26 protein-coding genes, 1 tRNA gene and 1 riboswitch are annotated in these 22113 nt (G+C 58.7%); of the genes, 7 read left to right on the forward strand and 20 right to left on the reverse strand.

All coding sequences use genetic code 11. The annotated features are described in order from the left end of the window. The 8 genes from speB to MY494_RS09110 all read right to left on the reverse strand — a co-directional run bounded on the left by speB (window position 1) and on the right by MY494_RS09110 (window position 7143). Window positions 1-855 carry an agmatinase gene (gene speB, locus MY494_RS09075; RefSeq protein WP_247909930.1) on the reverse strand — a complete coding sequence of 285 codons (855 nt, stop codon included), beginning with the start codon at window positions 853-855 and terminating at the stop codon, window positions 1-3. Continuing rightward, window positions 852-1721 (reverse strand): polyamine aminopropyltransferase, encoded by an 870-nt coding sequence (gene speE / locus MY494_RS09080; protein ID WP_247909931.1) that lies wholly within the window; start codon window positions 1719-1721, stop codon window positions 852-854. The genes speB and speE overlap by 4 nt, the downstream gene beginning before the upstream one ends. Before the next feature lie 65 nt (window positions 1722-1786). Continuing rightward, window positions 1787-2749: an amidohydrolase family protein gene (locus MY494_RS09085; RefSeq protein ID WP_247909932.1), complete on the reverse strand. Its 963-nt coding sequence runs from the start codon at window positions 2747-2749 to the stop codon at window positions 1787-1789. A gap of 5 nt (window positions 2750-2754) precedes the next feature. After that, window positions 2755-3396 carry an AAA family ATPase gene (locus MY494_RS09090; protein ID WP_247909933.1) on the reverse strand — a complete coding sequence of 214 codons (642 nt, stop codon included), beginning with the start codon at window positions 3394-3396 and terminating at the stop codon, window positions 2755-2757. A gap of 1 nt (window position 3397) precedes the next feature. Next, entirely contained in the window at window positions 3398-4171 is a 774-nt protein-coding gene (locus MY494_RS09095; RefSeq protein WP_247909934.1) for a Coq4 family protein, read from the reverse strand. Between the two features lie 43 nt (window positions 4172-4214). Further along, on the reverse strand, window positions 4215-5072 hold the full coding sequence (gene mazG / locus MY494_RS09100; protein ID WP_247909935.1) for a nucleoside triphosphate pyrophosphohydrolase: 858 nt from the start codon (window positions 5070-5072) through the stop codon (window positions 4215-4217). 119 nt (window positions 5073-5191) lie between these two features. Further along, entirely contained in the window at window positions 5192-5980 is a 789-nt protein-coding gene (locus tag MY494_RS09105) for a helix-turn-helix transcriptional regulator (protein ID WP_247909936.1), read from the reverse strand. A gap of 680 nt (window positions 5981-6660) precedes the next feature. Continuing rightward, entirely contained in the window at window positions 6661-7143 is a 483-nt protein-coding gene (locus tag MY494_RS09110; RefSeq protein ID WP_247909937.1) for a metal-binding protein, read from the reverse strand. Window positions 7144-7181: 38 nt separating this feature from the next. Between MY494_RS09110 and MY494_RS09115 the strand changes: the two genes are divergently transcribed. Beyond that, a tRNA-Val gene (locus MY494_RS09115) sits at window positions 7182-7253 on the forward strand. Window positions 7254-7694: 441 nt separating this feature from the next. Here the strand turns inward: MY494_RS09115 and MY494_RS09120 are convergent. Next, entirely contained in the window at window positions 7695-7883 is a 189-nt protein-coding gene (locus MY494_RS09120) for a hypothetical protein (protein ID WP_247909938.1), read from the reverse strand. On the opposite strand from MY494_RS09120, the gene MY494_RS09125 reads away from it, so the two are divergent. The 3 genes from MY494_RS09125 to zupT all read left to right on the forward strand — a co-directional run bounded on the left by MY494_RS09125 (window position 7867) and on the right by zupT (window position 9920). Further along, complete coding sequence (locus tag MY494_RS09125) at window positions 7867-8268, forward strand: tyrosine-type recombinase/integrase (protein WP_247909939.1); 402 nt, start codon at window positions 7867-7869, stop codon at window positions 8266-8268. The genes MY494_RS09120 and MY494_RS09125 overlap by 17 nt on opposite strands. Before the next feature lie 26 nt (window positions 8269-8294). Then, window positions 8295-8443: riboswitch (cobalamin riboswitch) on the forward strand. A 110-nt stretch (window positions 8444-8553) separates the two neighbouring features. Next, on the forward strand, window positions 8554-9078 hold the full coding sequence (locus tag MY494_RS09130) for a HupE/UreJ family protein (protein WP_247909940.1): 525 nt from the start codon (window positions 8554-8556) through the stop codon (window positions 9076-9078). 53 nt (window positions 9079-9131) lie between these two features. Next, window positions 9132-9920 carry a zinc transporter ZupT gene (gene zupT, locus MY494_RS09135; protein WP_247909941.1) on the forward strand — a complete coding sequence of 263 codons (789 nt, stop codon included), beginning with the start codon at window positions 9132-9134 and terminating at the stop codon, window positions 9918-9920. A 177-nt stretch (window positions 9921-10097) separates the two neighbouring features. Here the strand turns inward: zupT and MY494_RS09140 are convergent, their stop codons facing one another. From MY494_RS09140 to phnC, 6 genes are read right to left on the reverse strand one after another with little or no spacing between them, the layout of a single operon-like run. Further along, the gene (locus MY494_RS09140) at window positions 10098-10703 is read right to left on the reverse strand and encodes an HD domain-containing protein (protein ID WP_247909942.1); all 606 of its coding nucleotides are present in this window, start codon (window positions 10701-10703) and stop codon (window positions 10098-10100) included. After that, a complete protein-coding gene (locus MY494_RS09145; protein WP_247909943.1) occupies window positions 10700-11470 on the reverse strand; it encodes a phytanoyl-CoA dioxygenase family protein in 771 nt (256 codons plus the stop codon). The genes MY494_RS09140 and MY494_RS09145 overlap by 4 nt, the downstream gene beginning before the upstream one ends. Further along, window positions 11467-12468, reverse strand: coding sequence for a phosphonate dehydrogenase (locus MY494_RS09150; protein WP_247909944.1), 1002 nt, complete (start codon window positions 12466-12468; stop codon window positions 11467-11469). The genes MY494_RS09145 and MY494_RS09150 overlap by 4 nt, the downstream gene beginning before the upstream one ends. After that, window positions 12468-13274 carry a phosphonate ABC transporter, permease protein PhnE gene (phnE, locus tag MY494_RS09155; RefSeq protein ID WP_247909945.1) on the reverse strand — a complete coding sequence of 269 codons (807 nt, stop codon included), beginning with the start codon at window positions 13272-13274 and terminating at the stop codon, window positions 12468-12470. Before phnE ends, MY494_RS09150 begins: the two co-directional genes overlap by 1 nt. 55 nt (window positions 13275-13329) lie before the next feature. Then, window positions 13330-14226 carry a phosphate/phosphite/phosphonate ABC transporter substrate-binding protein gene (gene phnD, locus MY494_RS09160; protein ID WP_247909946.1) on the reverse strand — a complete coding sequence of 299 codons (897 nt, stop codon included), beginning with the start codon at window positions 14224-14226 and terminating at the stop codon, window positions 13330-13332. A gap of 45 nt (window positions 14227-14271) precedes the next feature. Then, window positions 14272-15036 (reverse strand): phosphonate ABC transporter ATP-binding protein, encoded by a 765-nt coding sequence (phnC, locus tag MY494_RS09165; RefSeq protein ID WP_247909947.1) that lies wholly within the window; start codon window positions 15034-15036, stop codon window positions 14272-14274. Between the two features lie 491 nt (window positions 15037-15527). Between phnC and MY494_RS09170 the strand changes: the two genes are divergently transcribed. Then, window positions 15528-15917 (forward strand): arsenic resistance protein, encoded by a 390-nt coding sequence (locus MY494_RS09170; RefSeq protein WP_247909948.1) that lies wholly within the window; start codon window positions 15528-15530, stop codon window positions 15915-15917. Window positions 15918-15931: 14 nt separating this feature from the next. Here the strand turns inward: MY494_RS09170 and MY494_RS09175 are convergent, their stop codons facing one another. After that, the gene (locus tag MY494_RS09175) at window positions 15932-16357 is read right to left on the reverse strand and encodes a hypothetical protein (RefSeq protein ID WP_247909949.1); all 426 of its coding nucleotides are present in this window, start codon (window positions 16355-16357) and stop codon (window positions 15932-15934) included. A gap of 1294 nt (window positions 16358-17651) precedes the next feature. On the opposite strand from MY494_RS09175, the gene MY494_RS09180 reads away from it, so the two are divergent. Beyond that, window positions 17652-18230 (forward strand): CAAD domain-containing protein, encoded by a 579-nt coding sequence (locus MY494_RS09180; protein WP_247909950.1) that lies wholly within the window; start codon window positions 17652-17654, stop codon window positions 18228-18230. Window positions 18231-18423: 193 nt separating this feature from the next. On the opposite strand, the gene MY494_RS09185 is transcribed toward MY494_RS09180, so the two are convergent. The 4 genes from MY494_RS09185 to MY494_RS09200 all read right to left on the reverse strand — a co-directional run bounded on the left by MY494_RS09185 (window position 18424) and on the right by MY494_RS09200 (window position 21367). Continuing rightward, a complete protein-coding gene (locus MY494_RS09185) occupies window positions 18424-18732 on the reverse strand; it encodes a hypothetical protein (protein WP_247909951.1) in 309 nt (102 codons plus the stop codon). A gap of 333 nt (window positions 18733-19065) precedes the next feature. Further along, entirely contained in the window at window positions 19066-20490 is a 1425-nt protein-coding gene (locus MY494_RS09190; RefSeq protein WP_247909952.1) for an AAA family ATPase, read from the reverse strand. Then, a complete protein-coding gene (locus MY494_RS09195; protein ID WP_247909953.1) occupies window positions 20490-20630 on the reverse strand; it encodes a hypothetical protein in 141 nt (46 codons plus the stop codon). Before MY494_RS09195 ends, MY494_RS09190 begins: the two co-directional genes overlap by 1 nt. A 434-nt stretch (window positions 20631-21064) precedes the next feature. Beyond that, window positions 21065-21367, reverse strand: a complete 303-nt coding sequence (locus MY494_RS09200; RefSeq protein WP_247909954.1) for a hypothetical protein — start codon at window positions 21365-21367, stop codon at window positions 21065-21067. 517 nt (window positions 21368-21884) lie between these two features. On the opposite strand from MY494_RS09200, the gene MY494_RS09205 reads away from it, so the two are divergent. After that, window positions 21885-22112 carry a hypothetical protein gene (locus MY494_RS09205; protein ID WP_247909955.1) on the forward strand — a complete coding sequence of 76 codons (228 nt, stop codon included), beginning with the start codon at window positions 21885-21887 and terminating at the stop codon, window positions 22110-22112. Window position 22113 lies beyond the last annotated feature (1 nt).

Genomic DNA, 22113 nt, shown 5'->3' on the forward strand with positions numbered 1-22113 from the left:
TCAGCGATCCAACAGGAACAGCAGGCTGCGGACCACCTTGGCGGCCAGGACGCTGCTGACCCCGGTGGGATCGAGCATCGGCGCCAGTTCCACCACGTCGGCGGCCACCAGGTTGTGGTGACGGAGTTCATCCACGAGAACCGCGAAGTCGCTCCAGAGGAATCCCCCCGGTTCTGGGGTGCCTGTGCCAGCCATTACGGCGGGATCAAACCAGTCCAGATCCACCGTGAGATAGAGCGGCTTGCCGCGCAGGGGCTTCAGCGCCTCGGCCATCCGCTCGATCGCTACCAGGCGCCCGGTTTGACGCAGCTCTGAAAATTCCTCGCGGGTGCCGCTGCGGATGGCGATCTGCAGGAGGTGCTGGCTGGGAAGGACCTCCAGGCAGCGGCGCATGGCGCAGGCATGGCTGTGGTTGGCCCCCAGCCAGTCGTGGCGCAGGTCCGCGTGGGCGTCGAGTTGCACCAGCACCAGCTCAGGATGCTGCTCGGCCACGGCGGCAACTGCTCCAGAGCTGATCGAGTGCTCTCCGCCGAGCATCAGCGGTTTGAGACCCAGGCCGAGGACCGCCTCAGTGGCCTGCTTCACGGCGGCGACCACCGGCTCGGGGGCGCCGAAGGGGATGTCCACCGCACCGAGGTCGGCAATGGCCAGTTCCTCAAGATCGCGATCGAGCTGCGGGCAGTAGCTCTCCAGGCCTGGGCTGACCTCGCGGATGGCGGCTGGACCAAAGCGGGTGCCAGGCCGGAAGGAGGTGGTGCCGTCGTAGGGCACCCCAAACAGGCCCACCCGGCAGCCGGCGGGATCCCGTTGGCTGCCCATATAGATGGCGCCGTCGTTGTCAAATAGGTGGTTCATGCCTTGATCGCGCGTTCGATTGCGGCGGGGATGGCGTCAAAGGCGCCGCGCTGCCAGCGGGGGCTCCAGATCTCACAGCCATCGACCACGGCCGCGGCACGGGAGGGATCAGGCTCCAGATACCGGCGGCCGTCGATGGCCGCGAAGGTCCAACTCCACCAACCACTGGGGTACATCGGCACCCAGCCGTACATCGGGTCGGCGTGGCCAAAGACCTCGCGGATCACCTTCACGGTGTCGATGTGGACCTGGCGGAAGGCCTCCGGCGATTCGCTCTGGGTGGCGAAGACGCCGCCCGGTTTAAGGATGCGGCGGCACTGCTCAAAGAAGGCCCGATTGAACAGGCCTTCGGCGGGGCCAGCGGGATCCGAGCCATCGACGATCACGACGTCATAGCTGGCCGCTGCAGCGTTGGCGGCCCAGGCGATCCCGTCGCCCACGGTCAGCCGGAAGCGGGGATCACTCCAGCAGCCTCCACCGATGGAGGGCAGGTGCTGCTGGCTCCACTCCACTACCAGCCCATCGATTTCCACCATGTCGAGGTGCTGAACCCCGGGGTGGCGCAGGCACTCGCGGGCGGTCCCGCCGTCGCCACCGCCAATCACCAACACCCGCTCCACCGAGGCGGCGCTGCAGAGGGCGGGGTGCACGATCGACTCGTGGTAGTGCCGCTCCTGGCGCTCCGCGGTCATCCAGCAGCCGTCGAGCAGCAGGCCTTTGCCGTAGCGCTCGCTCTCGATGATGGTGACCTTTTGGAAGGGGGATTGCGCTTCGGCAAGGACCCGACCAGCGAGGCCGTAGCGAACACCGTCAAAAATCTCGTCCACCCAGCCAGGGGTTGGAGCGGGAGCGGCACTGTCGGCCATCACGGAGGCGTGGTGAGATATCTCCAGATTTGCGCACCGCCGGTCCGCAGCTGCCCAAGGGTTGATCAGGTGTTCAGCTTCAGCAGTTGTCTGGCGTTCTGGTAGCCGATCGCCTCGCGTTCAGACGCGCTTAGGGGCGTGTTCTGGATCCAGCGTCCCGCTAGAGCGATGTCTTCATAGGGGTAGTCCGTGGCAAACAGCACCCGATCGATTCCCATGGTCTCGATTGCACAGCGGAGCGGTGCCGGATCACAGACCCCGGAGGTGGTGATGTGAATGTGGCGGCGGATGACCTCGGAGGGACGCCCTTGCAGTTGGCTGGCGTAGCGGGTCACCGCGAAACGGCTGTCGAGCCGCCAGAGCAAGAAGGGCAGGGTTTCCCCCATGTGGCCAAGAATCACCTGGGCATCGGGGTGACGTTCGAACACGCCACTCACCACAAGCCGCAGGGCATGTTCGGCTGTATCCGCAGTCCAGGCCCAGGTGGCTCCCTCCAGTTGGGGTAGGCGGCTGCGCGGTGACTCCGCTGGGATGCCCGGGTGGAGATACAGCGGCACCTTGAGGCGCTCCAGTGTTCTCCAGAAGGGGGCAAAGCCGCTGTCGTCGAGAAAGCGTTGCTGGCTGCATCCATTCACCAGAGCGCCCACAAAACCCAGCTCTTCTACGCAGCGACTGAGCTCCGCGCAGGCGGCATCCACGTCCTGTAAGGCCAGGGCGGCGAAGCCGCGAAAGCGCTTGGGGTGCAGCTCGAGGCTGCGCTGAAGGTGGTTGTTGGCTTGGTGTGCGCAGGTCACGGCCTCGCTGGTGTTGTGGATGCCTTGCACGCCCGGTGCGGTTTGCGAGAGCACTGCGATCTGGATGCCGGCCTCATCCATGGCCCTCAGCCGTTCTTCGGCCAGCTCGGGCAGGAGGCGTTCGATCGCGACCAGTTGGTCTGGGTCGAAGAACGACACCTCCGTGGCCTCCGGCAGAAGACCAGGCGCGGCGAAGTGTTCCTCTAAGGCGATCAGGCTTGCTGGTGTTGCCATCGACGTCACGCGGTCATGGTCTGCATTGGAGGGCTCAACCCTTCCCCATGCGCGGCTGACCAGTTCTGGATGGTGTCTTCCAGTTGCTTCACGCGATCAGCTCTTGATCCGGAGAGCTCCACCAGCAGCGGCACCTGTTCTGTCGGCATGACCTGCCAACGCTGTTGGCGGTAGATCTGCTTGAAGAGTTCATCCACCTCGTCGCGGTAGGCCAGGTCCACAGGGCGGATGCCGTCGTCTTCCATTGCGATCGGCCACTGCTCACTGATCGGAATGAAAACCAGAACGTCTAGGAACCTCAGGCTGTCTCGAACGGTGGGCACCAGTGCGTCCACAAAGGCATCGCAGATGTCTGTGGTGCCTTGATTGGCGGTGTACTGCGAATAGGCGATGTAGTCGACCGGTGCGCGATCAAAGATCACGTTGTCTTGGCTGTCGTGATAGCGATTAACCCGGCTGGCGTTGTAGTGCAGCTGGATCCCGTTGTGGAGCCGCGTGGAACCGTCTTTGAATTCGATGGCGTACCAATCGCGTAAGGCCCGATAGGGCTCTTCTTCGCGGATGTACTCAGGGTGTTGATGAACCCAGTCATGCACAAAGGTGCTCTTGCCGAGTGAATGGGAGCCCGAGATCGCGATGCGCACCATCTCAAGCCTCTAGGGCTGCACTGATCTCTGGGTTGCTGCTCCAGCTCCAGGGGCCGCTGGTCACGGCTTCGAGCTGCAGCTCCTGGCGCAGCTCAGCGAGGTTGCGCTCCATCAGTTGCTCCCAGGGTTGAGCAAACAGAGGCTTGGCATTGGCCCCCATCTCCAGCCCTTCACTGATGCGGCCAAAGGCGTAGGCCGCGGTGTGGGTCCGCTCGGCGTGGGTCTCGAGTTCATCGACAGGGGTGTCATCGCGGAACCAATTGAGCAGCAGGGCCATCAGGTCGGTGAAGGCCAGTCCGGGGTGGGAGAACTGGGCGACGCTGACGCTGATCACCCCCAATTCGCCGAAGTTGTCCAGGCTGAATCCCGTGAGGATGTGGTGCAGGTCGTGGGTCGCGTAGACCCGGTAGTTGATGTAGTCCGCGTCGGTCTCGAGGTTCCCGAAAAAGCTGGGCTCCGGGAAGAAGTTGATGTCGTAGCCCATGGCGCCTAGCACCGTGGCGTAGGTGTGCCCCAGGCTTCCCTTGGGGAGGGCCTTGAGGGCGGCAGCGTCATAGGGACCGCTCAGCTGCCGGTTCTTGATCAGCTGCTGGGCTTCGGGGTGCCGGGCGAGGCGCTTGCGGCAGAGCTGCATCGGGTTGGAGTCCCGCAGTCGGTGGGAGAGCTCAAAGACGTTCTGCGCGGAGTCCCCACCGCCAGCCGCCAGGTCCATCAGGCCCAGGAAGCCTTGGATTTGCTCAGGGCTGGCTAGGCGATCGAGGTAGCGAAAACCCATCGGGGTTCAGCGCGGGATCCTCAAGCTAGAAACGGTTTTCTGTTCAGACCGCACCCTGCTGTTCGTTGCGGATCTGGGCCTTGGCCTGCTGCCAAAGGGCCTCCAGCTCTCGGATGCTGCGCCCTTGAAGGTCGCCGCCCAGGGCGGCCTCGACCCTTGAGAAGCGATCGAGAAAGCGCTGGTTGGTGCCGGCCAGGCCGGATTCGGGGTCAATGCCGCACCAGCGGGCCACGTTGACCAGGGTGAAGAGGACATCGCCGAGTTCCTCCTGGGCGTGGGCCTTGTCGCCTGAGGCCACGGCTTCCTTGAGCTCATTGAGCTCCTCGTGAACCTTCTCCCAGACCCCCTCCATGTCGTCCCACTCGAAGCCGGCCTTAGCGGCCTTCTTAGAGATGGTCATTGCTCCGGCCAGGGCGGGTTGCCCGCGCACCTTGCCGGTCAGGCGATCGCTCAGCGGGCTGGCGGATGGCGGGGCCTCGCCTTTCTCGCTGGCCTTGATCGCTTCCCAGGTCTCCTTCACCGCGTCGCTGTCCTCGGCGACGGCATCGCCAAAGACGTGGGGGTGGCGGCGGATCAATTTTTCGCTGATCCCCTGGGCGATGGCCTCGAGGTCGAAGCGCTGCTCCTCCTGGGCGATCTGGGCATGGAGGACCACCTGCAGCAGCAAATCCCCGAGCTCCTCCTTGAGGTGGGCGTCATCCCCGTGACGGATGGCGTCGGCCACCTCGTGGGCTTCCTCGAGGACATAGGGAACGAGGGACTGGTGGGTTTGCTCCAGGTCCCAGGGGCAGCCCCCGTTGGGATCCCGCAGCTTGGCCACCACCGCGATCAGCTCATGGAGGGCTGCGTTGGGCTCGTGCGGGGTGGCGATGGCTTGGCTCCCGGATATCTTGGCCAACATCGCAGCAGGTTGCGCAGTTTGGTAACTCAGATTGTGCGAAACGTTTGTGGATGGATCACCGTAAGATAAGCCATCTTTTCAGGATCGAAGCAGCTCCTACGAGCAGAAATCCATCTCTGTTATCCCTTGGCATGCCTTAAGACTGCGGATGGGGACACTCCGAATCGTTTTCGAAAAGCTTTTGAAAATTGTTGGCTGTTTGTGTATCCGCACTCGCGGGCGATGCCGATGACGGTGGCGCTTGGTTCTCCGCGTTGGAGTCTCTCCATTGCATTTGAGAGTCGTTGATTTCTAAGAAATTGCATCGGGCTGCATTTCAGCTTTTCTTTGAATGCATATTGCAGATGCCTGGCTGAATAATTGCTGATCTGTTCTAGATCGGTGATGCTGAGGGGGAGGTGGCTGTTGGCTTTGATGTAATCAACTAGTTCATCCAGCTTCCATGTCCAGTTGGGACTAATGTTGATTGGATTGCACTCTTGCACTTCTCTATCTCCAAGAAGCGATAGGGCAAGCATTCGGTACATCGTGTCGTCTAAGCAAAGGGTGGCAGGAAGAGATTGGCTCTCCTTTAATAGAGAATCTACGAATGCGAAAAATGCTCTGATGTCTGAGCTAAAGCTTCTTTCTTTTCCATGCTCGCTTGGCTCGAATAGCAAGGGTTGGTCAAGCCTGATCGACGTATTCTTTTGATTGACTGTTCGAACTATTTTGTTCAGTCTCTCGTGATCAATCTGGCAGTAAATGCCTGATAGGTAGCCGGTGGTGACTAGTCCGCCGTGCCTTGGATTTAAAAATACGCTTTTGGGTCGGATTTTGGTTTTATACTTTCCCTCGCTGTATTCCACTTCTTCTCCTGCTAGGCAAATCGCCAGCGTGCTCGACCCTCCGGGTTCGTCTTCATTCATGATCGAGGGTGTTTGCCTCGTCGCCACTACTGGCAGGTCTCCCAAGCTTGTCAGAGAGAAGTCAGCACATGGGAACTCAACAGTTGGCTGGTTGCCGTGATTCCCCCGGCTAAAGACTTCTGGAATGGCTTCGGCTAAGACGAGAGGATTGAGAGAGAAATATTGACCTGAGCTCTGAAGACCGAGAGGGAGCTGACTTAAGTGTGGGTCATGCACTGGAGTCTTGAGATGTAAAAAAAGCAGAATCTAGCATGGATGATACAAGGCTGCTAAGGCTTGACATGTTTTCGTCCTTTCTTTTTAGAAGTTCTGAGTGTGTGTGATCTGGCAGCGATATCGTTAGGCGTTTAGACTCACGCCTGCCGGGTAAGTCTGACATGAGCTTTTGTTCAATGATGCCGGCAATGATTTGACTGAGGGGTTTCCCTTCTTGCTCGGCTTGCTTGAGTGCCTTGTGATAAGTCTGGCTATTAATTGTAATAGTGACACGGTGACAGCTGCAATCCGGCTGAACGTTCTCAGTTGTCGATTGGTTCTTTTTCACTTCTAATCTCTAGTTTTGCAGAGATTGATCATCAGACTGAAATATTGCGCTCTCCTAGGACTCGTTTTGTTGGGAGGGTTTGCGAGTGAGTTCGCTTTTGTACGGTTTTTGCGTTTTTGTGCGCATTGAGGCGCTGTTATCGGCGTTTCTGGCGTCTGGACCGGATCGGCATGGGATCGCCGTCCTGGATCAGGTGGAGCCAGGCGCTGGCCTCGATCCCGATCAGGGCGACCAGCAGTAACCGCTCCGGCCGGCTCCATTGCTGCTGCATCCAGCTCAGCAGATCTGTGCTCGAAGGTGGGTGGGCCAGGCCCGTCAGCAGCAGGGCGATGCCGATGAGATAGCCGACGCGCACCAGGGTGCCGAGCACCGGCGCGTGGGACAGAACGGAGCGGTGCCGCAGGGCCTTGCGGTATGGCCACCAGAGCCAGCGCAGTGGTCCCCAGCGTTGGTAGGGCCGCGAGTTGGTGTCCAGATCAGGGGACAGCCAGAGGCCTCCCATCAAAAAGGCCAGGGTGCTGACGAGGGCCCCGATGGGCCCAAGCCAGGGCCACCAGAGCAGTCCATAGGGCAGAGCCAGCCAACAGGTGGCGCGGTCGTGTTGCTGGCCGCTGGCCATGGCCGGGGGTGAGCGCTGCCCTGCAGAATGCCTGAGCCGCCCGGTTAGCTCAGCGGTAGAGCGCCTGCCTTACAAGCAGGATGTCGCTGGTTCGAACCCGGCACCGGGCATTGCTCAGACCCCAGTCCAGTACTGGGGTCTTTTTGTATCTGCGAACAGGCGCACAGTTTGTCTAAATCAATTTGTGTGCAAAAGCGTGTGCAGATCGCTGGAGGTATCTCCGTTTTTGTGCGCATCGGAGCGGGTTTCGCACACGGCCCTGCCTCTTGATCCCGTCTGTTCGGAGTTGCCGAGCGATACCCCCAGAGCACCCCTCTGAGCGCTTAGAGAGGTCCCACGCCTGAGCCTCATCCGTGAGCGATACCCGAAAGAACCCCTACACAGGGGAGGCGTTCGAGCTCGAGCCTGGCGCTGAGCTTTATCAGTGGGGCGAGGCCAAGGTCCTGCTGTAGGTCAAGGACGGGTGCTACAAGCTCTGCACCGATCGCTGCAAAGTCTGGAACCGCCTGGATGGGCTGACCCTGGTGCGCTTCGAGCCTGAGGCGGCCTGATCAGCTGAAGGGGTCCTTGCCGGACTGAGCTGCCTCAAGGCGTTCCACTCGAGCGATCAGATCGCGAACGATTGCTCTGGCGCGCTCGTCGACCACTTCCACCCCGGCGAGCAGCTCCTCATGGCGGCTGGGGTCGGGGCCAGCCAGCCTCTCGCTACTTCCCCGAAACCCGATGCCGTGCCGAGCCACCCTGCACGCTCCCAAGCTCGCCAAGGCTTTGACCGATGACGAGTTAGGCATAGTGCTGGCCACGATCGCCAAGGCGGCCGATGGCCAGAGCCGTGGGACAGCCGCGCGCGACTTCGTCATGGTCAAAGGCAGCTACCTGATTGGTTGTCGCGTCACCGAGTTGTGCCGTTTGCGCTGGCAGGACATCGAGCCCCTGGAAGACGGTGCCCATATTCATTTGCTGGGCAAGGGATCAAAGGCCCTCACCGTTCGGACAAGTAAGGAGACCCTCGCACTGTTCGAGTCGCTCGGCCGCGGCGAGGCGGGGGAGTGGCTTGGGCACGCTCTTGATCGAAGCGGCCAGCTGGTCCTCTCCCGGTTACCCGGCGCTTCGTTCCGCCGTTAAGAGTTCAAGGGATCAGCGGGTGTTCTCTTGTAGGTTGCGGGCCTGGTTTCAGCGGTGATCAGCTGCTGAAGGAAACGGGGAAAGTCCGGTGGAAATCCGGCGCTGTCCCGCAGCTGTGAAGCGGCTTCAACAGATGCCGTCAGTCAGAACGCCCGCCAGTTCAACACGACGAGGATCGAAATGACTAAGGACTTGCGCGGCCAGCGCTAAGGCCTTGCACTGGCTTTTTGTGGCGCCACAGTCGTCCTGAGCTGCAGTCCAGCTCTGGCGCACCATCCCTTTGGAATGGGCGACTCAAGCAATTTGACTGCTCTTCAAGGCCTATTGAGCGGAATCGGTCATCCCCTGCTTGGACCCGACCACCTGCTCTTTTTGATTGCGATCGCTTTTATTGGCCTTCGCAAGCCAACAGCTTGGGTTCTCCCCCTTCTGGCAACAGGTCTTCTGGGCAGCCTTGCATCCCAGATCGTGCCTCTTCCAGATGCAGTCGCACCGTGGGCAGAAGCGATTGTTTCCTTGAGCTTGGTGCTTGAAGGCTTGATTGCCTTGAACAAGCTCCCGGCCAATCTTCTTCTGCCCCTAGTCGGCCTACATGGCTTTTTGCTCGGCAGCACGATCGTTGGAGCAGAACCAACCCCGTTGTTGACCTATTTCATTGGTCTTCTGGTTGGCCAGGGTGCTCTGCTTCTTGCTGTGTGTGCGGGTGCATCACGTTTGCGTGAATGGCTAGGTGCAAACGGCCAAAGGCTTGCTGCGGGAATCTGGATGGGTATTGGTATGGCCTTTGCCTGGGTGGCCCTCATCGACTGAACTCAGTTTGACGTTGATGTTCAGCACGATGAATTAAGTCAGTCATGTGGAATGTGCATGAGCAAGAACTCTTTGCTTTCTTGCTCACACTTGGTGCTGGTTTATCGACCGGTATCGGCAGTTGGCTCGGGGTGCTTAGCCGCCGCTTCAGCCCAGGCCTGCTGACCACCGCCTTGAGCTTCTCAGCCGGCGTGATGATCTTTGTCTCCTTCGTGGAGATCTTCCCGAAGGCGCGTCAGTCCCTGACCCCTGCCCTGGGCACCAGCACCGCTTACTTGGTAACGGTCCTGGCGTTTTTTGCGGGGATGTTGGCGCTGGCGCTGATCGATCGGCTGCTGCCGTCCCATGAGCTGGCGATCCTGCCGTTGCGGGAAGGGTCTGATTCCTCGGCCCTGATGCGAACGGGCTTGTTCTCGGCCCTCGCCATCGCGATCCATAACTTCCCCGAGGGGCTCGCCACCTTTGTGGCGGCTCTGTCTGAGCCCCGGCTTGGCATTGGCATCGCCATTGCCATCGCCATCCACAACATTCCTGAGGGGTTGGCGGTGTCAGCCCCCGTCTATTACGCGACCGGTAGCCGCAGTCAGGCCTTCTGGATTTCCTTTGCCTCCGGATTGGCGGAACCGCTCGGAGCGCTCATCGGTTACGTCTTTCTCCGCTCGTTCCTCAACGACGTGGTCCTCGGTCTGGTCTTCGCCAGCGTCGCCGGAATCATGATCTACATCTGCTTTGACGAGCTGCTGCCGGCGGCGCAGCGCACCGGTGCAAAGCATCATCTGATGATGGTTGGCGTCACCGCCGGCATGTTGGTGATGAGCATCAGCTTGGTGATGCTCAGTTAACGCGCCCGATGGTTGCCGCTTCTGATCAAAGCTGGCCCTGGTGGCCGCTCCTGCCACTTAGCTCTTAGTTGCAGTAAGAGGTCTCAAGGGCATGTCCCTGAGTTGTCCCTGATTTTTTGTGCAACTGGACTTGATGGTGTGCAACTTCCAGGGAGCTGACCTCGCTTGAATCCTGCTCTACAGGAGATGGTTCAAGACCATCTGCCTGTAGGCATCCAAGTCGGGCACTTCAACCCCATGAACCTTGGCCCGGTCGTCCCAGCGCCGCAGTGTCATGGCATCGTCCATCCCCTCTAAGGCCAACAGCCGTATTGCATCAGAACGGCTCAGCTCTCCGCCTTGGACGGCAAAGCTTCGTTTCGATGCATCCGATAGCCCTGCGTAATACGACTCATCGAGGGAGCACAGCAGCCGCTTGGCTGAGACATGCCGCTGTACGGGGGCAACAACCTGCGTGGGGAAGAACACCGAGAGTGCTCGGGCTGCCACGGCCTCATGGGCACAGTCTTGATCGAGGAAATCCCTCCGCTCATCGTGTTCATCGATCATCAGATGGCCGATGTCATGAAGTAGTGATGCCACCACCAGGTGGGGCTGCTGCGACTCCTGGTGGGCCAGATGCGCTGTCTGCAGAGAATGTTCCAGCTGCGTCACCGATGGGTCGTAGCTGGATTGCCCATGGGTGTTGAGATAGGCGAAGAGCAGATCAACACGCTCTTCGCGACTCGCCGCTTGCATGGATTTCATCCATTCCATGGCGTGGTCGGCCAGTGCAGTCGTCATGAGACGTCCTCCCCGAGAAAGTGGTTGATCAAGCTGACGCGCCCTTCCGCAAGCGCCTTCTTTTTGTGGTCGTAGTACTCCGATCGCAAATCGCCTTCTGAGCTGGCGTTGTAGGTGACGTACAGCGCGCGGCGGGAACGATCGGAGCGGTTGGTGCCGCTGCGGTGTGGTGCAAAGGAGTTGAAGAACACCGCGTCTCCAGCAGCCACAGGCATCGGCGTCCATTCAAGTTGAGCTGCCCGCTCAATCGGGAGGCATCCATCGGCATTCACATCGATCACCCCGTTGTGATTGGCCCCTTTGGCGAATTCCAAGCAGCCATTGCTCGTATCCGCTGAATCCAAGGCCAGCAGCATCGTGATGTGCAGCGAGCCAAACGGGTAGGCCGGGGCGTCCTGATGGGGGGCGTACCCGGCGGCACCGGGGTGCTTGTAGTTGATCTTTTCCTTGAACAACACCGGCGGTTCGCCAAACAAGGCTTCGAGCACATCGTGCACTCGTCCTTGGGTCAGGAACTGATGCAGGGGAGGGTGATCCTTGGCGAAGTCTTCGGTTCGTGCTTTCACCCGGCCATGGTCTGTGCTTTCGAAGTAGTGGCGGCCCAATGTCGACCCGTTGGAGATGTCGTCAATCCAAGCCAGCAGCTCGGCCAGGTCTTCGCTTGCCACCAAGCCAGGCACATGGACGACGCCGTCTTGTTGATGAAGCCCTTTGAATTCAAGGAGATCCTTCGGATCCCAGTGCGTTGTGGTTGTGGTGTTGCTCATCTGATCGGCATCAGGGTGGACTGAACAAGTGCCTTGAGATTGCGGGCCGCCGTCATGGCGATGTCTTCGCGGATGGATTGAACGGCTGACCCGATGTGCGGGGTGAGCACGGTGCGATCGCGTTGATCGATTAAGCCCTGGGGAATGGAAGCGGGGTGGTCCTCTCGGGCCCAGTCCTCCATCTCAAAAACATCCGCTCCGTAGCCCCCCAGCTGGCCTGATTGCAGTGCCCGCACAACAGCCTGTTCATCCACCACAGAGCCACGGCATGGATTCACCAGCACGGCTCCTGGCTTGCACCGGGCCAACACATCCGCATTGATCAGATGCAGCGTGTCGTTCGTGAGCGGCACCATCAGCACCAGGTGATCACTGCGTTCAATCACGTCGTTGAACTGCACATGCTGCAGCTCAAGACGTTGCTCGGATCGGCGATCAAGACGAACGGGATCGCTGTACAGCAGCGTTGCGCCAAAGCCCCGCATGCGCTCGGCGAATTCCATGCCGAGTTGCCCCATCCCCACGATGCCAACCGTGCTGTTGATCACTCCCTTCGAGTAGAAATTTGGCCGCCATCCAGGGAACTGGCCTGTGCGCACGAAGGCATCCCCTGCTGGGATGGATCGCGCCAGGCTGATCAGAGTCGCAACGGTGAGTTCTGCCGTTGGTGCCGCCAACAAATTGGGGATGAATTGATAGCGAATGCCCCGGGCATCACAGGCAGAGAGATCGAAGTTGTCGAAACCACGGAGGGCTCCAGCAATCGAGCGCAGCCGCGGGCAGTGATCCAGAAAGTCGGCATCGACGCAATCCGGCATGAACACCAGCAGGCCGTCGGCGTCCGCTGCTGCTTCCAGCAGGGCGTGACGGCTCCAGGGCTCCCGGCTGCGATTGGCGGTGACCCGTGCGAAATCGGAGAGGAAGTCGATCACCTCCTCCTGCACATGGTTCGTGACCACGAGATGGGGCCGCTGTTGATGACTCATGAGGGTCGTCATTACACCATCCAATGCCGCAGGGCATTGCTCATCGAATCGAGCGCTGTGACCACCACAAGAACCACCAGCAGCAGGGCCGAAACCTGTTGGTACTCCATGATCCGCAGGGCACTGATGATTTCCAAACCGATGCCGCCGGCGCCAACGGCGCCCACCACCATCGAAGCCCGGAAGTTGTATTCCCAGCGGTAGAAGGTGACATCCGCCATGGCTGGAAACACCTGAGGAAGGATGCTGTGAACGATCACCTGCAGTTCAGACGCCCCCGATGAGCGGGCGGCTTCGATCGGCTCCTGATCGCAGAGTTCGATCGCCTCGGCGTAGAACTTGCCGATCATGCCTACGGAGTGAAGGCCAAGCGCCAGGGTTCCAGGCAGTGCTCCGAAGCCAACCGCAGCCACAAGAATCATGCCGAGAATCAACTCGGGAACGGCTCGGGTCACGTTGAGCACTGCCGTGGCGATCACGTAGAGCGCTGGGCTGGGGCTGGTGTTACGGGCGGCAAAGAAACAAAGAAGGAGCGAGAAGAACACCGCGATGGAGGTGCCTGCGATGCTCATCGCCATCGAGTCGATCAAAGGCTTGATCCAGAACGGCCACCGAGCGAAATCTGGCGGAAACATCTCTGGAAGCAAGTTGAAAATCGCCGGCACCCCAGTGGCGATCCGATTCGGATCAAACAGTCCAACAACGGCCAAGGAACCAACAACCGCCGTGAGAATCACCAGCACACGGAGGAATTGCTGCCGCCATCGCAGCTCATGGCGCCGAAGAATTGCGCGATGGGTATCAACGGAAGCACTCATAACGGAAAAACAAAAAGGTCCCGATGGTGGGAACCACCGGGACAGAGGAACGTGTTCAGTTGACGAACTTGCCGAGGTCGAGGCCCAGCAGATCACCCGCCTTGCGGATGCCGTCGTAGTCCTGATCGCTCATCACGGCGAACCCATCGGCCTTGAACGGCTTCAGGACGCTTTCGTCATTCAGTTCAATGAAGGTGGTCCTGATGGTGTCCTTCAGCTCAGGCTTCAACGACGAGCGCATCGTCCAGGGGTACTGCGGGATCGGCGCTGATTTGGCGATCAAGGTCACCTTGGTGGCGTCGATCTTGCCCTTCTTCTTCAGTGATTCGAAAATCGGGCAAGCCACCCCACCGGCCTGAGCGTTGCCGTTCTGAACGGCCAGTGCCACAGCGTCGTGGGCGCCGAGGAACACACCCTCGTAGTCCTCACCCTTGGTGAGACCATTTTCTTTGAGGGTCAGTTCCGGGAACAGACGGCTGGAGGTGGAGGCTGGATCTCCAAAGGCAAAGGTTTTGCCTTTGATTGCCTCAAAGTCGGTCACACCGGCTTCGGTGTTGCCGATCAGGCATGACTGGTAGGTCTTGGTGCCACCTTTGATCCGAGCGGCGAACGGTTCGATCTCGCTCTTGCTCTTGGCCAGGACGTAGGAGAGCGGTCCGAAATAGGCCAGGTCGAGACGGTCGTTGCGAGCCGCCTCGATCATGGAGGAGTAATCGGTGGTGACCACCAGTTCAATTTCCTTGCCGAGCTTCTGGTTGAGGTAATCCTTCAGTCCTTGGTTGTCCTGAATCACCGTTGCGGCATTTTCATCCGGGAGCAGGGCAACAATCAGCTTGTCGGGATCACTGGAGTCGGCAGACTTACCAGTTGTTGTTTGGCTGGAGCAACCAGTCAGAACAATCGCAGCAGAGGCAAAAGCAACGGCTGAAAAACGCGCAGCTTGGGACAACATGGGGATGAGATGAAGAGCAAGCCTGAAGTCGAGACGGCGGACTTATTAGGTGACCGCTGCCTCGAGCGTGTGGCGATAAAGAGCGTGAATCTCGCTTTCCTCAAGGGTCATGGAGTGCTGGTCGCAAATGATGCGACCAGCGGCCATGCCAATGATTCGATCAGCAAACTGGCGTGCGAATTCCACCTGGTGCAGGCTCACCAGAACAGCAATCCGGTCGCGTTTGCAGATGTCCTTCAACAGCGAAAGAATCTGCACTGAACTTTCCGGATCCAGACTGGCGATCGGCTCATCCGCAAGAATCAGACGTGGTTCCTGAACAAGGGCCCGCGCGATTCCGACGCGCTGCTGCTGGCCGCCGCTGAGGTCTTTGACGCGGGCCAGTGCTTTATCGATCAAACCCACGCGTTCCAGTGCTGAGAGGGCTTTTCGGCGATCGCTCTCCGGAAGTGGAAGCAGTGAACGCAGGAAACAGTGGTGTCCCAAGCGACCCATCAGCACGTTGTCGAGCACGGATAAGCGGTCAATCAGCTGGTGCTGCTGGAACACCATCGCCGTGTCCCGACGGTGGGCGCGGAGCTGCCGGTTGGTGCTCGCGCTGATCTCTCCGTGGTGGCGTGTTCGGATGCTTCCCGAACAGGGCTGAACCAAGACATTCAGGGAGCGAAGCAGCGTTGATTTTCCGGCTCCAGAGGAGCCCAGAAGAACAACAAATTCTCCATCTTGGAGTGAAAAACTGATATCACGTACTGCAAAATTGTTTTCCCCAAATGATACCGATAATTGCCGGATGCTTAACAGATCTTTCATTGTCTTGCTCTGCCAAGCACTTGCTTTGAAAATCTAACCTTCGTCTGGCACTGACGATTAACAAACGGATAAGGATAGGCAAAGACTTGCTTGTCATCCGCTAATTTTTAAATTTCTTGGTCTGATCTTATTCCGTTCATAACTTTTGGCTTCTTGTAAGCGAGCCTGTCGCCACTGGCTCATCGCATCAGCATCCCTTGATGAGTTCATAGCCCTGTTCGATGAAGAGTGTGGGGGAATCGACTCTCTCCTTCAGCGCCTCCGGTGAGCTCGAAGGTTGATCACTGTGTCGATTGCCGCCAGTACAACAAGCAGCGTGAGGCAAACAGCTTTGTAATCCAACATGTTCGGGCCTAAGTCAGCGCGATCTCGTTTTGGCTGGTGGCTTTGTCGCTATTTAAGGCAGTTGTTCATGTAGTCCAGAGCACATCCTTCTGTGTCCGGAACCCGTTGGTCGTAGTGTCAATCCATAAAGTTTTCTTGATGGATTAATGGGTCTGTTCGAGCGCCATCTCTCCGTCTGGATTGCCCTGGCGATCGTGTTTGGGGTTGGCCTTGGCGTTTGGTTCCCTGATGCGGCGGCAAGCATTGCGGCCCTGGAGACAGCAGGGATCAATCTGCCGATCGCGGTGCTGATCTGGGGAATGATCTTCCCGATGATGCTGGCGGTCGACTTCTCCTTCATCGGAGCGATTCGCCAGCAGCCGCGTGGTCTGGGTTTCCTGCTCTCGGCCAACCGCCTAAATGTGGCGATGAGCCGGGCGCAATGCCTCTCGATCGTGGTCGGCTCACCAACGCTGGCGGCAGGATCGGCGAACAACGTCGAGGAGGCGGAGCAACTCAACAGCCTCTGCCGAATCATTCAGGCCAGCCGGACCTAAGCCGTGCCCCTCGACTAGGACTCGGCAGTGAGGACCTGCTGCGTGACCGGGAAAGAGCGGCAGGTCAGTGGAAGGTTCGTGACCTGCGCCCGGCGTTCAACAAAGCCAGAGAGCGAACCGAGGTTGATGACCAGGCTGTCGGGGATGACATACAGCAGGGTCAGACGCTGATCATCGCGGATCGGAACCGGTGTGATGTGCAGCTCATCGTCCCTGAAGGTGTAACTGAAACGCCTCTTGTCGTCAGCACCTCGCTGGAAAGAGGGTGGTAGGGGAGCGAGCTTGTTGTGCTCGCGATCAAAGGCATACAGGCGCTGGGCCTGCTTGGAGTAGATCCAGCCCTGGCCTTGGTCGGACGCAAAGGTCTTGCGGGCCTCGTCGGTGAAGCCGTTCTCATCCTGCAAGCAGACCACTCGTTGGATGTCTTGGTCTGTCGACAAGGGTCAAGGGCTGCCAGTGCAGCCGACAAGCAAGGCAGCAGTCACTGCGAAGAACAAAGGACGTGGCGGCATGTCAGCGACAGAGAACTGAGCCAAACAACTTGAAGAGAACTGCCGGCATGGAGGGGCCGATCAAGAGTGGGGCGTCATTCCTCGGACGGCACAAGCTTGAGAGCAGGACCAAGCTCGTCACCCCCTCCCCTCTTGCGTTAGAAGCGCCAGCAGGGCCATAACCACTAAGGACACGGTCGAGTGATTCCCCGTGATCCGAGACGGGGGAGTGCCAAGCTCCCCCACCTCAATGATCCTGGCTGGGCGCTGAGAGGAAGTGACGTGTTCGCGTTCAACCTCCACTCTCACTGGAAACAGGCCCTCAGGTCCGCCCTCAGCGGCCGGGAGGCATCGCCGGCAAGAAGTTTCGTCAAGCGATAGCAGTAAATACCTTCCGCCGTGGGAAAGTTCACAGTCATATGCACGATCTACAGACTCCCTTTAGGTTCTTTGGTGAACTGGTCGTTGGATCCGCCTTGCTCCTCATGGCTCGATCACTCAAAGAAGTCGGATTACTCGCTGCAGCGTTCTTGGTCGGCCTCGTCGCGCTCGAAACCTGTTTGCGCATGAACGGTCTGTAAGGGAACCAGCCCCCTCCCTGTAACCGCGATACCACTGAGCTTCATGACTGAATGGCTTAAGAGCCCGAGCGGCAATAGGGTTGCCCGCTTTTCTGGTTGTGGTCTAGGCCGAGCTGAGGTCACAAAAGCGCGTAAAGCGGGTTGGTCTGATCCTCTGGTCGAGCGGCACGATGTGATGAGTCATTCGCAAGCCCAACTGCAGTGGCATGGGTTACGCAGTGAGGGATGGACGGTCACCAACCCACAGTGGTGAAACCAGGGCGGGCAGAAAACTGGCCTTGAGAGCTGAGGGAAGGAAGTAACTCAGGCAACTGTCGTGTCGGCCCTGGAAGTAACAGCTCCTGGGTCGGGCTAGGGGAGGAAGCCGCGTAGGGGGAGCTGCACTTTCACCATCAGGTGTTTCCCCGAGAAAGCAGCACTGGCGATTACTGCTTTCTCGAGCAGCATTTCACATGGAAAGCCTCCGCGCGCTGTGCGCAAATCTTCTTAACTAATGTGATCTCGAATCCATGTTGGAGCGGTTAATCAAGCCGCTTTTGCTGGAAGCCTAAAGGACCACGGGTCGCTCATCTTCTGGATCAGTGCAAGGGTTAAAGCTTCTGTTCTTGCAAAAAGAACAATAAGTTTGTTTTCCACCTTGCCTTGGGTAGGCCAGTTTTAGGTTGAATCCTTTTGGCGCCTTCACTGATACCTATCTGTTGATTGGTCGCGAGTTGGTTGGCCCATGTCTTGATTGCAATGGGTGTATGAGTATTAACGAGGAAACGTCTGAGATTCCATTTCTGGATCCTGATAATTCATCAGCGACAGATGCCTTTGATGATCAAGGCGGCAATAAGTCGGCTGTCTTCCTCGCACCAGCAGAAGGGGGTGAACTTGTTGCGGCGCCATCCTCCGAGACCGAAAGAGAATACGAAGTCGATTTTGCCAAATCTCTTGAGCAATTTGTTCATGGGATAAAGCTTCTTGAGCAATTTGGCTTTTCTGAAATTAGGCAGACATATCCTGTGATTCTGGCATTGATGTGGTCATTGCTGGTTGGAGGCTCTCTTGCAGTTGGAATAAGCTGTATTACATCCATTAACAACCTTCCTGTTCTTGGGGGTGTATTTGAGAGGTTTCTTGAATTGGCTGGCTTTGCTTGGGTGGCTCGCTTTGCGGCATCAAAGCTTTTGTTGCATCAAACAAGAGCGGAGCTCTTCTCAAGGATCGCAAAGGTCAAGAAAGACTTGCTTAGATGAGGTGCCTGGGGTGAGGTATTTGCAAGTTAATTTAAGGTCTATCGTAGGATTTATTGTGTGATAGGTACATCAGTGTTTAATCGTATCTTTATTTGTGTGGCCTGGACTATACCGGCCGTGTTTGCCGTCAGCCTAGGGCGCAATCGTTATTACGTTCAATGAAAGTCGTTGTCTCCATTTGATTGACTGGTGGCTACCCCAGGATTTGCGCCAGTTCAGCCTGCAAGCGGATGCTTCCGATCACGCTGCCCATCTGGTTACTCTTCAAGCTCTTCTGCTGAACCTCATCGAGCAGGGCCAGCTTCGCGGCAATGAAGTCCTGGCGGTTGATCGACATATCGGCCTTCAGCTGCTCCCGTGCCTTGGCGAGGTAGACCGCCGCCTGACGCTTTTGGACCCCATAGTTTTCTGCACAGAAGAGCAGCAGCTCAGAGGTGCGCTTACCGCCGATCAAGAGCTTCGCGAGCTCATCGACTCGGCGATCACTTTCCTCAGCTGTCACTCGTGCCATCGCTATCAGTCTGCCAACTCAAATGAGTGGCCACTGTTTTCACTATTGCAGGGGTGGGGCAGTCGGCAGTGGGGCAGTGACTTATCCCCTGGGGTCTACCCCGTCGCCTCAGAAGGAGCAGAGTTCCGCGCCCTCTTTTGTGGGTTGGAACTGTTCTTTTTGTTCCATCCAGTCAGGGACAGGGTTTTGGTGGTGTTCCAGAACTGTTCCAGCACTGTTCCTTTTGTTCCTTGGAACACTTGGAACACTCTTGGAACAATCTTGGGGCAGTGCCAGATCCCTTGCGGCGCAACGGTGGTACAAAAAGAACACTTATTTTTTATTTCATGTGTGGGGGAGTCGCCAACGGCACTCACCGATGCTCTGGCGGTCCTCTTCGATGAGTCCGTTCTGCTGAAGGGCGCGAAGGGCGCGTTGCACCTGCTTGGGAGCGCTGGCCGTTGACTGCTTCTCTGGGGGGAGGGCTGCCAATACGGCGCTGGTGGTGAGCCATTCCGTCGTGAGAGCTGCGTAGGTGGCTTTCTGCCAGCCCTTGAGCCGATCAATGGCGTCACCTTCATTGGCTTGCCGGCGCAGCTCACGCTCCTCTGCATCGGTGCCGATGTAGTCCCAGCTGTTGCCATTGCCGTTCTCGACAATGATTCGCTGGTTGATGGCGCCGCGTTTCTGAGAGGTGATCACCCGGCGTGGGGATTCCTCATGCAGCTTCTCCCGACCGGCTTCCACATGGGTTTCGTATCCAAGGCCGATGTGACGCGAGACAGCGCGGTCGATCGATCCGTGACCTGAACCGGAGTAGACGCCAACCGAGCCACTCATGGCTGATTGCTTGTTGCAGTGGTGAGTGACGATGCAGGTGTTGCCCTGGCGTGCGATCTCGATCTGACGCATCAGACGTCCGGCTGACTCATCCGCCTCCGAGATGCCTGGCGGCAGCACTGCCGAGAGGCTGTCGATGATCGTGATGCCGCCAGGGTGTTGCTGGTTCCAGTTGCGGATGAAACGCATCCCATCGGGGTTGAGCCTGAAACCGCCTCCAGAGGTCTTGAGGTGGATCCGGTCATGCAGCCGGTAGGTCAGGTTCTCGTGTCCCTCCACTTGCTCTCTGCGGACCAGATAGGCCAATCCCTGTTCTTCAAGGAGAGCGCCCCACTGCTGCCGGTCCTGGTCAGTGCCAACGATCAAGACAGAGCTGGAGTCGCTTGCGTTGATGCCGCGGCCGATGAATTGCTCTTGGCCGGTCAGAGCAGCGCGGACCATGGCAACCAGCAGGCGTGACTTACCAGCGCCTGGCATGCCGACCAGCAGGTTCAAGCCGACAAGGATCAGCTCATCGAGGAACCATGACTGGCCTGGAGCAATGAACTCTTGGCCGGGCTCAACATCGGGCTCGTAGGCCGAGACGCTGTTGTCGAGCTGGTCGAAGATTTCGGCGATCTCTGCGTTGGAGAGCCTGAAACCAAGATCGTTGGCAACGGCTTTGATCGCTTGCTTCTGCTCGCTGATGCGCCGGCTTGAGTTGATGATCTCCTCTGCTTTGAGGAGGAGCAGCATCCACAGCGCGTCATGGGTGAGGAGGGGGTCGCCATTGGTCCCTTCAAGCGCTTGATCCTTTTGGAGTTGCCAAGGTGAGATGTGCTCTGGGACTGCCTTGAGAGGTGGGCGAGGGATGTGGCGTTCTCGCTTCTCCTTTTCGAACGAGGCAGCAAGTTCGTTCAGGTCATCAAAACGGTCGAGGCTGTCCTCCATCAGATGACCTCCCCGAGGTAGTAGGTGCGGAAGTGGAACAGGTCATCCCATTGGGCTTGGATTGAGCGGCGGTACCCCTCAAAGCGAGCGCGGTGCTGTTCAGCCAAGTCCGGGTACTCACGCCACAGCTGCGGGGCCATGCGACCAAGAACGGTGGCGCGGTCCCTTGCTTCGGTGATGGTGAGGGTTGCCTCTCTCAGCTCTTCTGGGGTGAGCGAGTGAAGGTCAGGGATGGCCCAAGCGCGATCGTGCGCTGCATAGAAGGCCTGGAGTGCTTTGCGACCTGCAGCAGCAGTGGCTCGGACTGTGCCGGGCTCCTGTGGGCTGTAGACGCGGTGATGAGGAGACTTGGGCCTGTGAGGTCGGAAGACGGCAGCAGCACCATCGAACCCGCCCTTGCGGCTGGTGAGTGCCCACTCAGTGCCGTCGGCTTTGATTACATCGCCGAGCTTGAGATTGCCGACTCCGTTCGTTGAGCCTTGGTGGCAAAAGATGATGTCATGCGCCCATGCGCAGTCGGTGTCCTTCGTCCTGCCGCATGCCGGGCAGGGGGACTTGGGACCAGAGCGGTGCATCAGATGCGCTCCTCCAAGTCTTCGAGCCGTTGTGAAACGGCGTAGGTCTGGACCTTGTGGAGGTCCAGTAGCCGATGCGTTAGGTCCGTGCCCCCCTCAACAGTGCTGCCGAGCTGTTGCAGCTGGTTGATCGTGGTCTTCGCCGTGAAGGCAAGCAAGGCGCTGAGCTGAGCCAGCACTGGGATCAATGCCCTGGCGCCTTCTTCATCGAACGCAGCCGTGAGCTGCTTCTGCATCTCGGCGGCGTAAGCAAGCATTTCCTCCGTCGTCTCTGGAGGCTTGCCGAGGTCGATGTCTTGCATCAGGCAGCCTCCCTGTGCATGCGGTCGTTGAGATATGCCGCGATTGATTGATCGCGCTGGTCCGCTAACTCACGGATTGCGTAGGACAGTGCAGCGGTTCTGTAAGTCTCTTTCTCTTCGTCGTCGAGGAAGTCCCAGTCGGGTGGGGTAGGGATAGGGACATCCCAGATTGTTGTCGGGACCGGCGAGAGGTGCTGGTGTGCCTTGTTTAGTCCGAGTCTTGCCTTGGCATGTGCAAGGTGACGTGAGGTGCCCTGGGCGGCCGGGCGCGGGTTTGATTGCATTACAATGAGTTCAGGTTTGTTAGCCCAAGTCGTCTGCGGAGGGAAGGCCGTAGGCGACTTTTTTTGTGCCTTGTTGTTGGCGATGGATCTCTTCAGTCTGGCTAGGCCAGAGAGTGGAACAGGCGCACTAATCCACCACTCGGGGTCAACCCCAACAGGAGAGAAGTGCGACTCGGGAGGGTTCTTAGTCTTTGAAGGTGGCGGTGAGTCACCCCGTCCACAACCTCCTCCAAATGTCCACTCAGTTCGAGTCAGCCCTAAGAGATCAAGCTCAGTTCGCCGCGATGAACTTGGCGGCACTGGATCTCTGTCTCTCCCTGGATCAGAGCCACCCCGAAGAGGGCAAGCTGACCCCAGAGGCCATTGGGATGGCATACGCCTCCGTAGCGCGTCTGATGCCGTACCTGCTCGTAGAGGCGCTTGATCTGGAGACTGCCGCGGCCCACCGCTTAGAGGTCTGAC

The sequence above is a fragment of the Synechococcus sp. A10-1-5-1 genome, assembly GCF_023115425.1.
Taxonomy (GTDB): Bacteria; Cyanobacteriota; Cyanobacteriia; order PCC-6307; family Cyanobiaceae; genus Vulcanococcus.

Bases quoted from the DNA above. Each gene is read 5' to 3' on its own strand.
- speB (WP_247909930.1), bottom strand. From the start codon at position 855: ATGAACCACCTATTTGACAACGACGGCGCCATCTATATGGGCAGCCAA.
- speE (WP_247909931.1), bottom strand. From the start codon at position 1,721: ATGGCCGACAGTGCCGCTCCCGCTCCAACCCCTGGCTGGGTGGACGAG.
- MY494_RS09085 (WP_247909932.1), bottom strand. From the start codon at position 2,749: ATGGCAACACCAGCAAGCCTGATCGCCTTAGAGGAACACTTCGCCGCG.
- MY494_RS09090 (WP_247909933.1), bottom strand. From the start codon at position 3,396: ATGGTGCGCATCGCGATCTCGGGCTCCCATTCACTCGGCAAGAGCACC.
- MY494_RS09095 (WP_247909934.1), bottom strand. From the start codon at position 4,171: ATGGGTTTTCGCTACCTCGATCGCCTAGCCAGCCCTGAGCAAATCCAA.
- mazG (WP_247909935.1), bottom strand. From the start codon at position 5,072: ATGTTGGCCAAGATATCCGGGAGCCAAGCCATCGCCACCCCGCACGAG.
- MY494_RS09105 (WP_247909936.1), bottom strand. From the start codon at position 5,980: ATGAATGAAGACGAACCCGGAGGGTCGAGCACGCTGGCGATTTGCCTA.
- MY494_RS09110 (WP_247909937.1), bottom strand. From the start codon at position 7,143: ATGGCCAGCGGCCAGCAACACGACCGCGCCACCTGTTGGCTGGCTCTG.
- MY494_RS09125 (WP_247909939.1), top strand. From the start codon at position 7,867: ATGCCGTGCCGAGCCACCCTGCACGCTCCCAAGCTCGCCAAGGCTTTG.
- MY494_RS09130 (WP_247909940.1), top strand. From the start codon at position 8,554: ATGGGCGACTCAAGCAATTTGACTGCTCTTCAAGGCCTATTGAGCGGA.
- MY494_RS09140 (WP_247909942.1), bottom strand. From the start codon at position 10,703: ATGACGACTGCACTGGCCGACCACGCCATGGAATGGATGAAATCCATG.
- MY494_RS09145 (WP_247909943.1), bottom strand. From the start codon at position 11,470: ATGAGCAACACCACAACCACAACGCACTGGGATCCGAAGGATCTCCTT.
- MY494_RS09150 (WP_247909944.1), bottom strand. From the start codon at position 12,468: ATGACGACCCTCATGAGTCATCAACAGCGGCCCCATCTCGTGGTCACG.
- phnE (WP_247909945.1), bottom strand. From the start codon at position 13,274: ATGAGTGCTTCCGTTGATACCCATCGCGCAATTCTTCGGCGCCATGAG.
- phnD (WP_247909946.1), bottom strand. From the start codon at position 14,226: ATGTTGTCCCAAGCTGCGCGTTTTTCAGCCGTTGCTTTTGCCTCTGCT.
- phnC (WP_247909947.1), bottom strand. From the start codon at position 15,036: ATGAAAGATCTGTTAAGCATCCGGCAATTATCGGTATCATTTGGGGAA.
- MY494_RS09170 (WP_247909948.1), top strand. From the start codon at position 15,528: ATGGGTCTGTTCGAGCGCCATCTCTCCGTCTGGATTGCCCTGGCGATC.
- MY494_RS09190 (WP_247909952.1), bottom strand. From the start codon at position 20,490: ATGGAGGACAGCCTCGACCGTTTTGATGACCTGAACGAACTTGCTGCC.
- MY494_RS09195 (WP_247909953.1), bottom strand. From the start codon at position 20,630: ATGGCCCCGCAGCTGTGGCGTGAGTACCCGGACTTGGCTGAACAGCAC.
- MY494_RS09200 (WP_247909954.1), bottom strand. From the start codon at position 21,367: ATGCAAGACATCGACCTCGGCAAGCCTCCAGAGACGACGGAGGAAATG.
- MY494_RS09205 (WP_247909955.1), top strand. From the start codon at position 21,885: ATGTCCACTCAGTTCGAGTCAGCCCTAAGAGATCAAGCTCAGTTCGCC.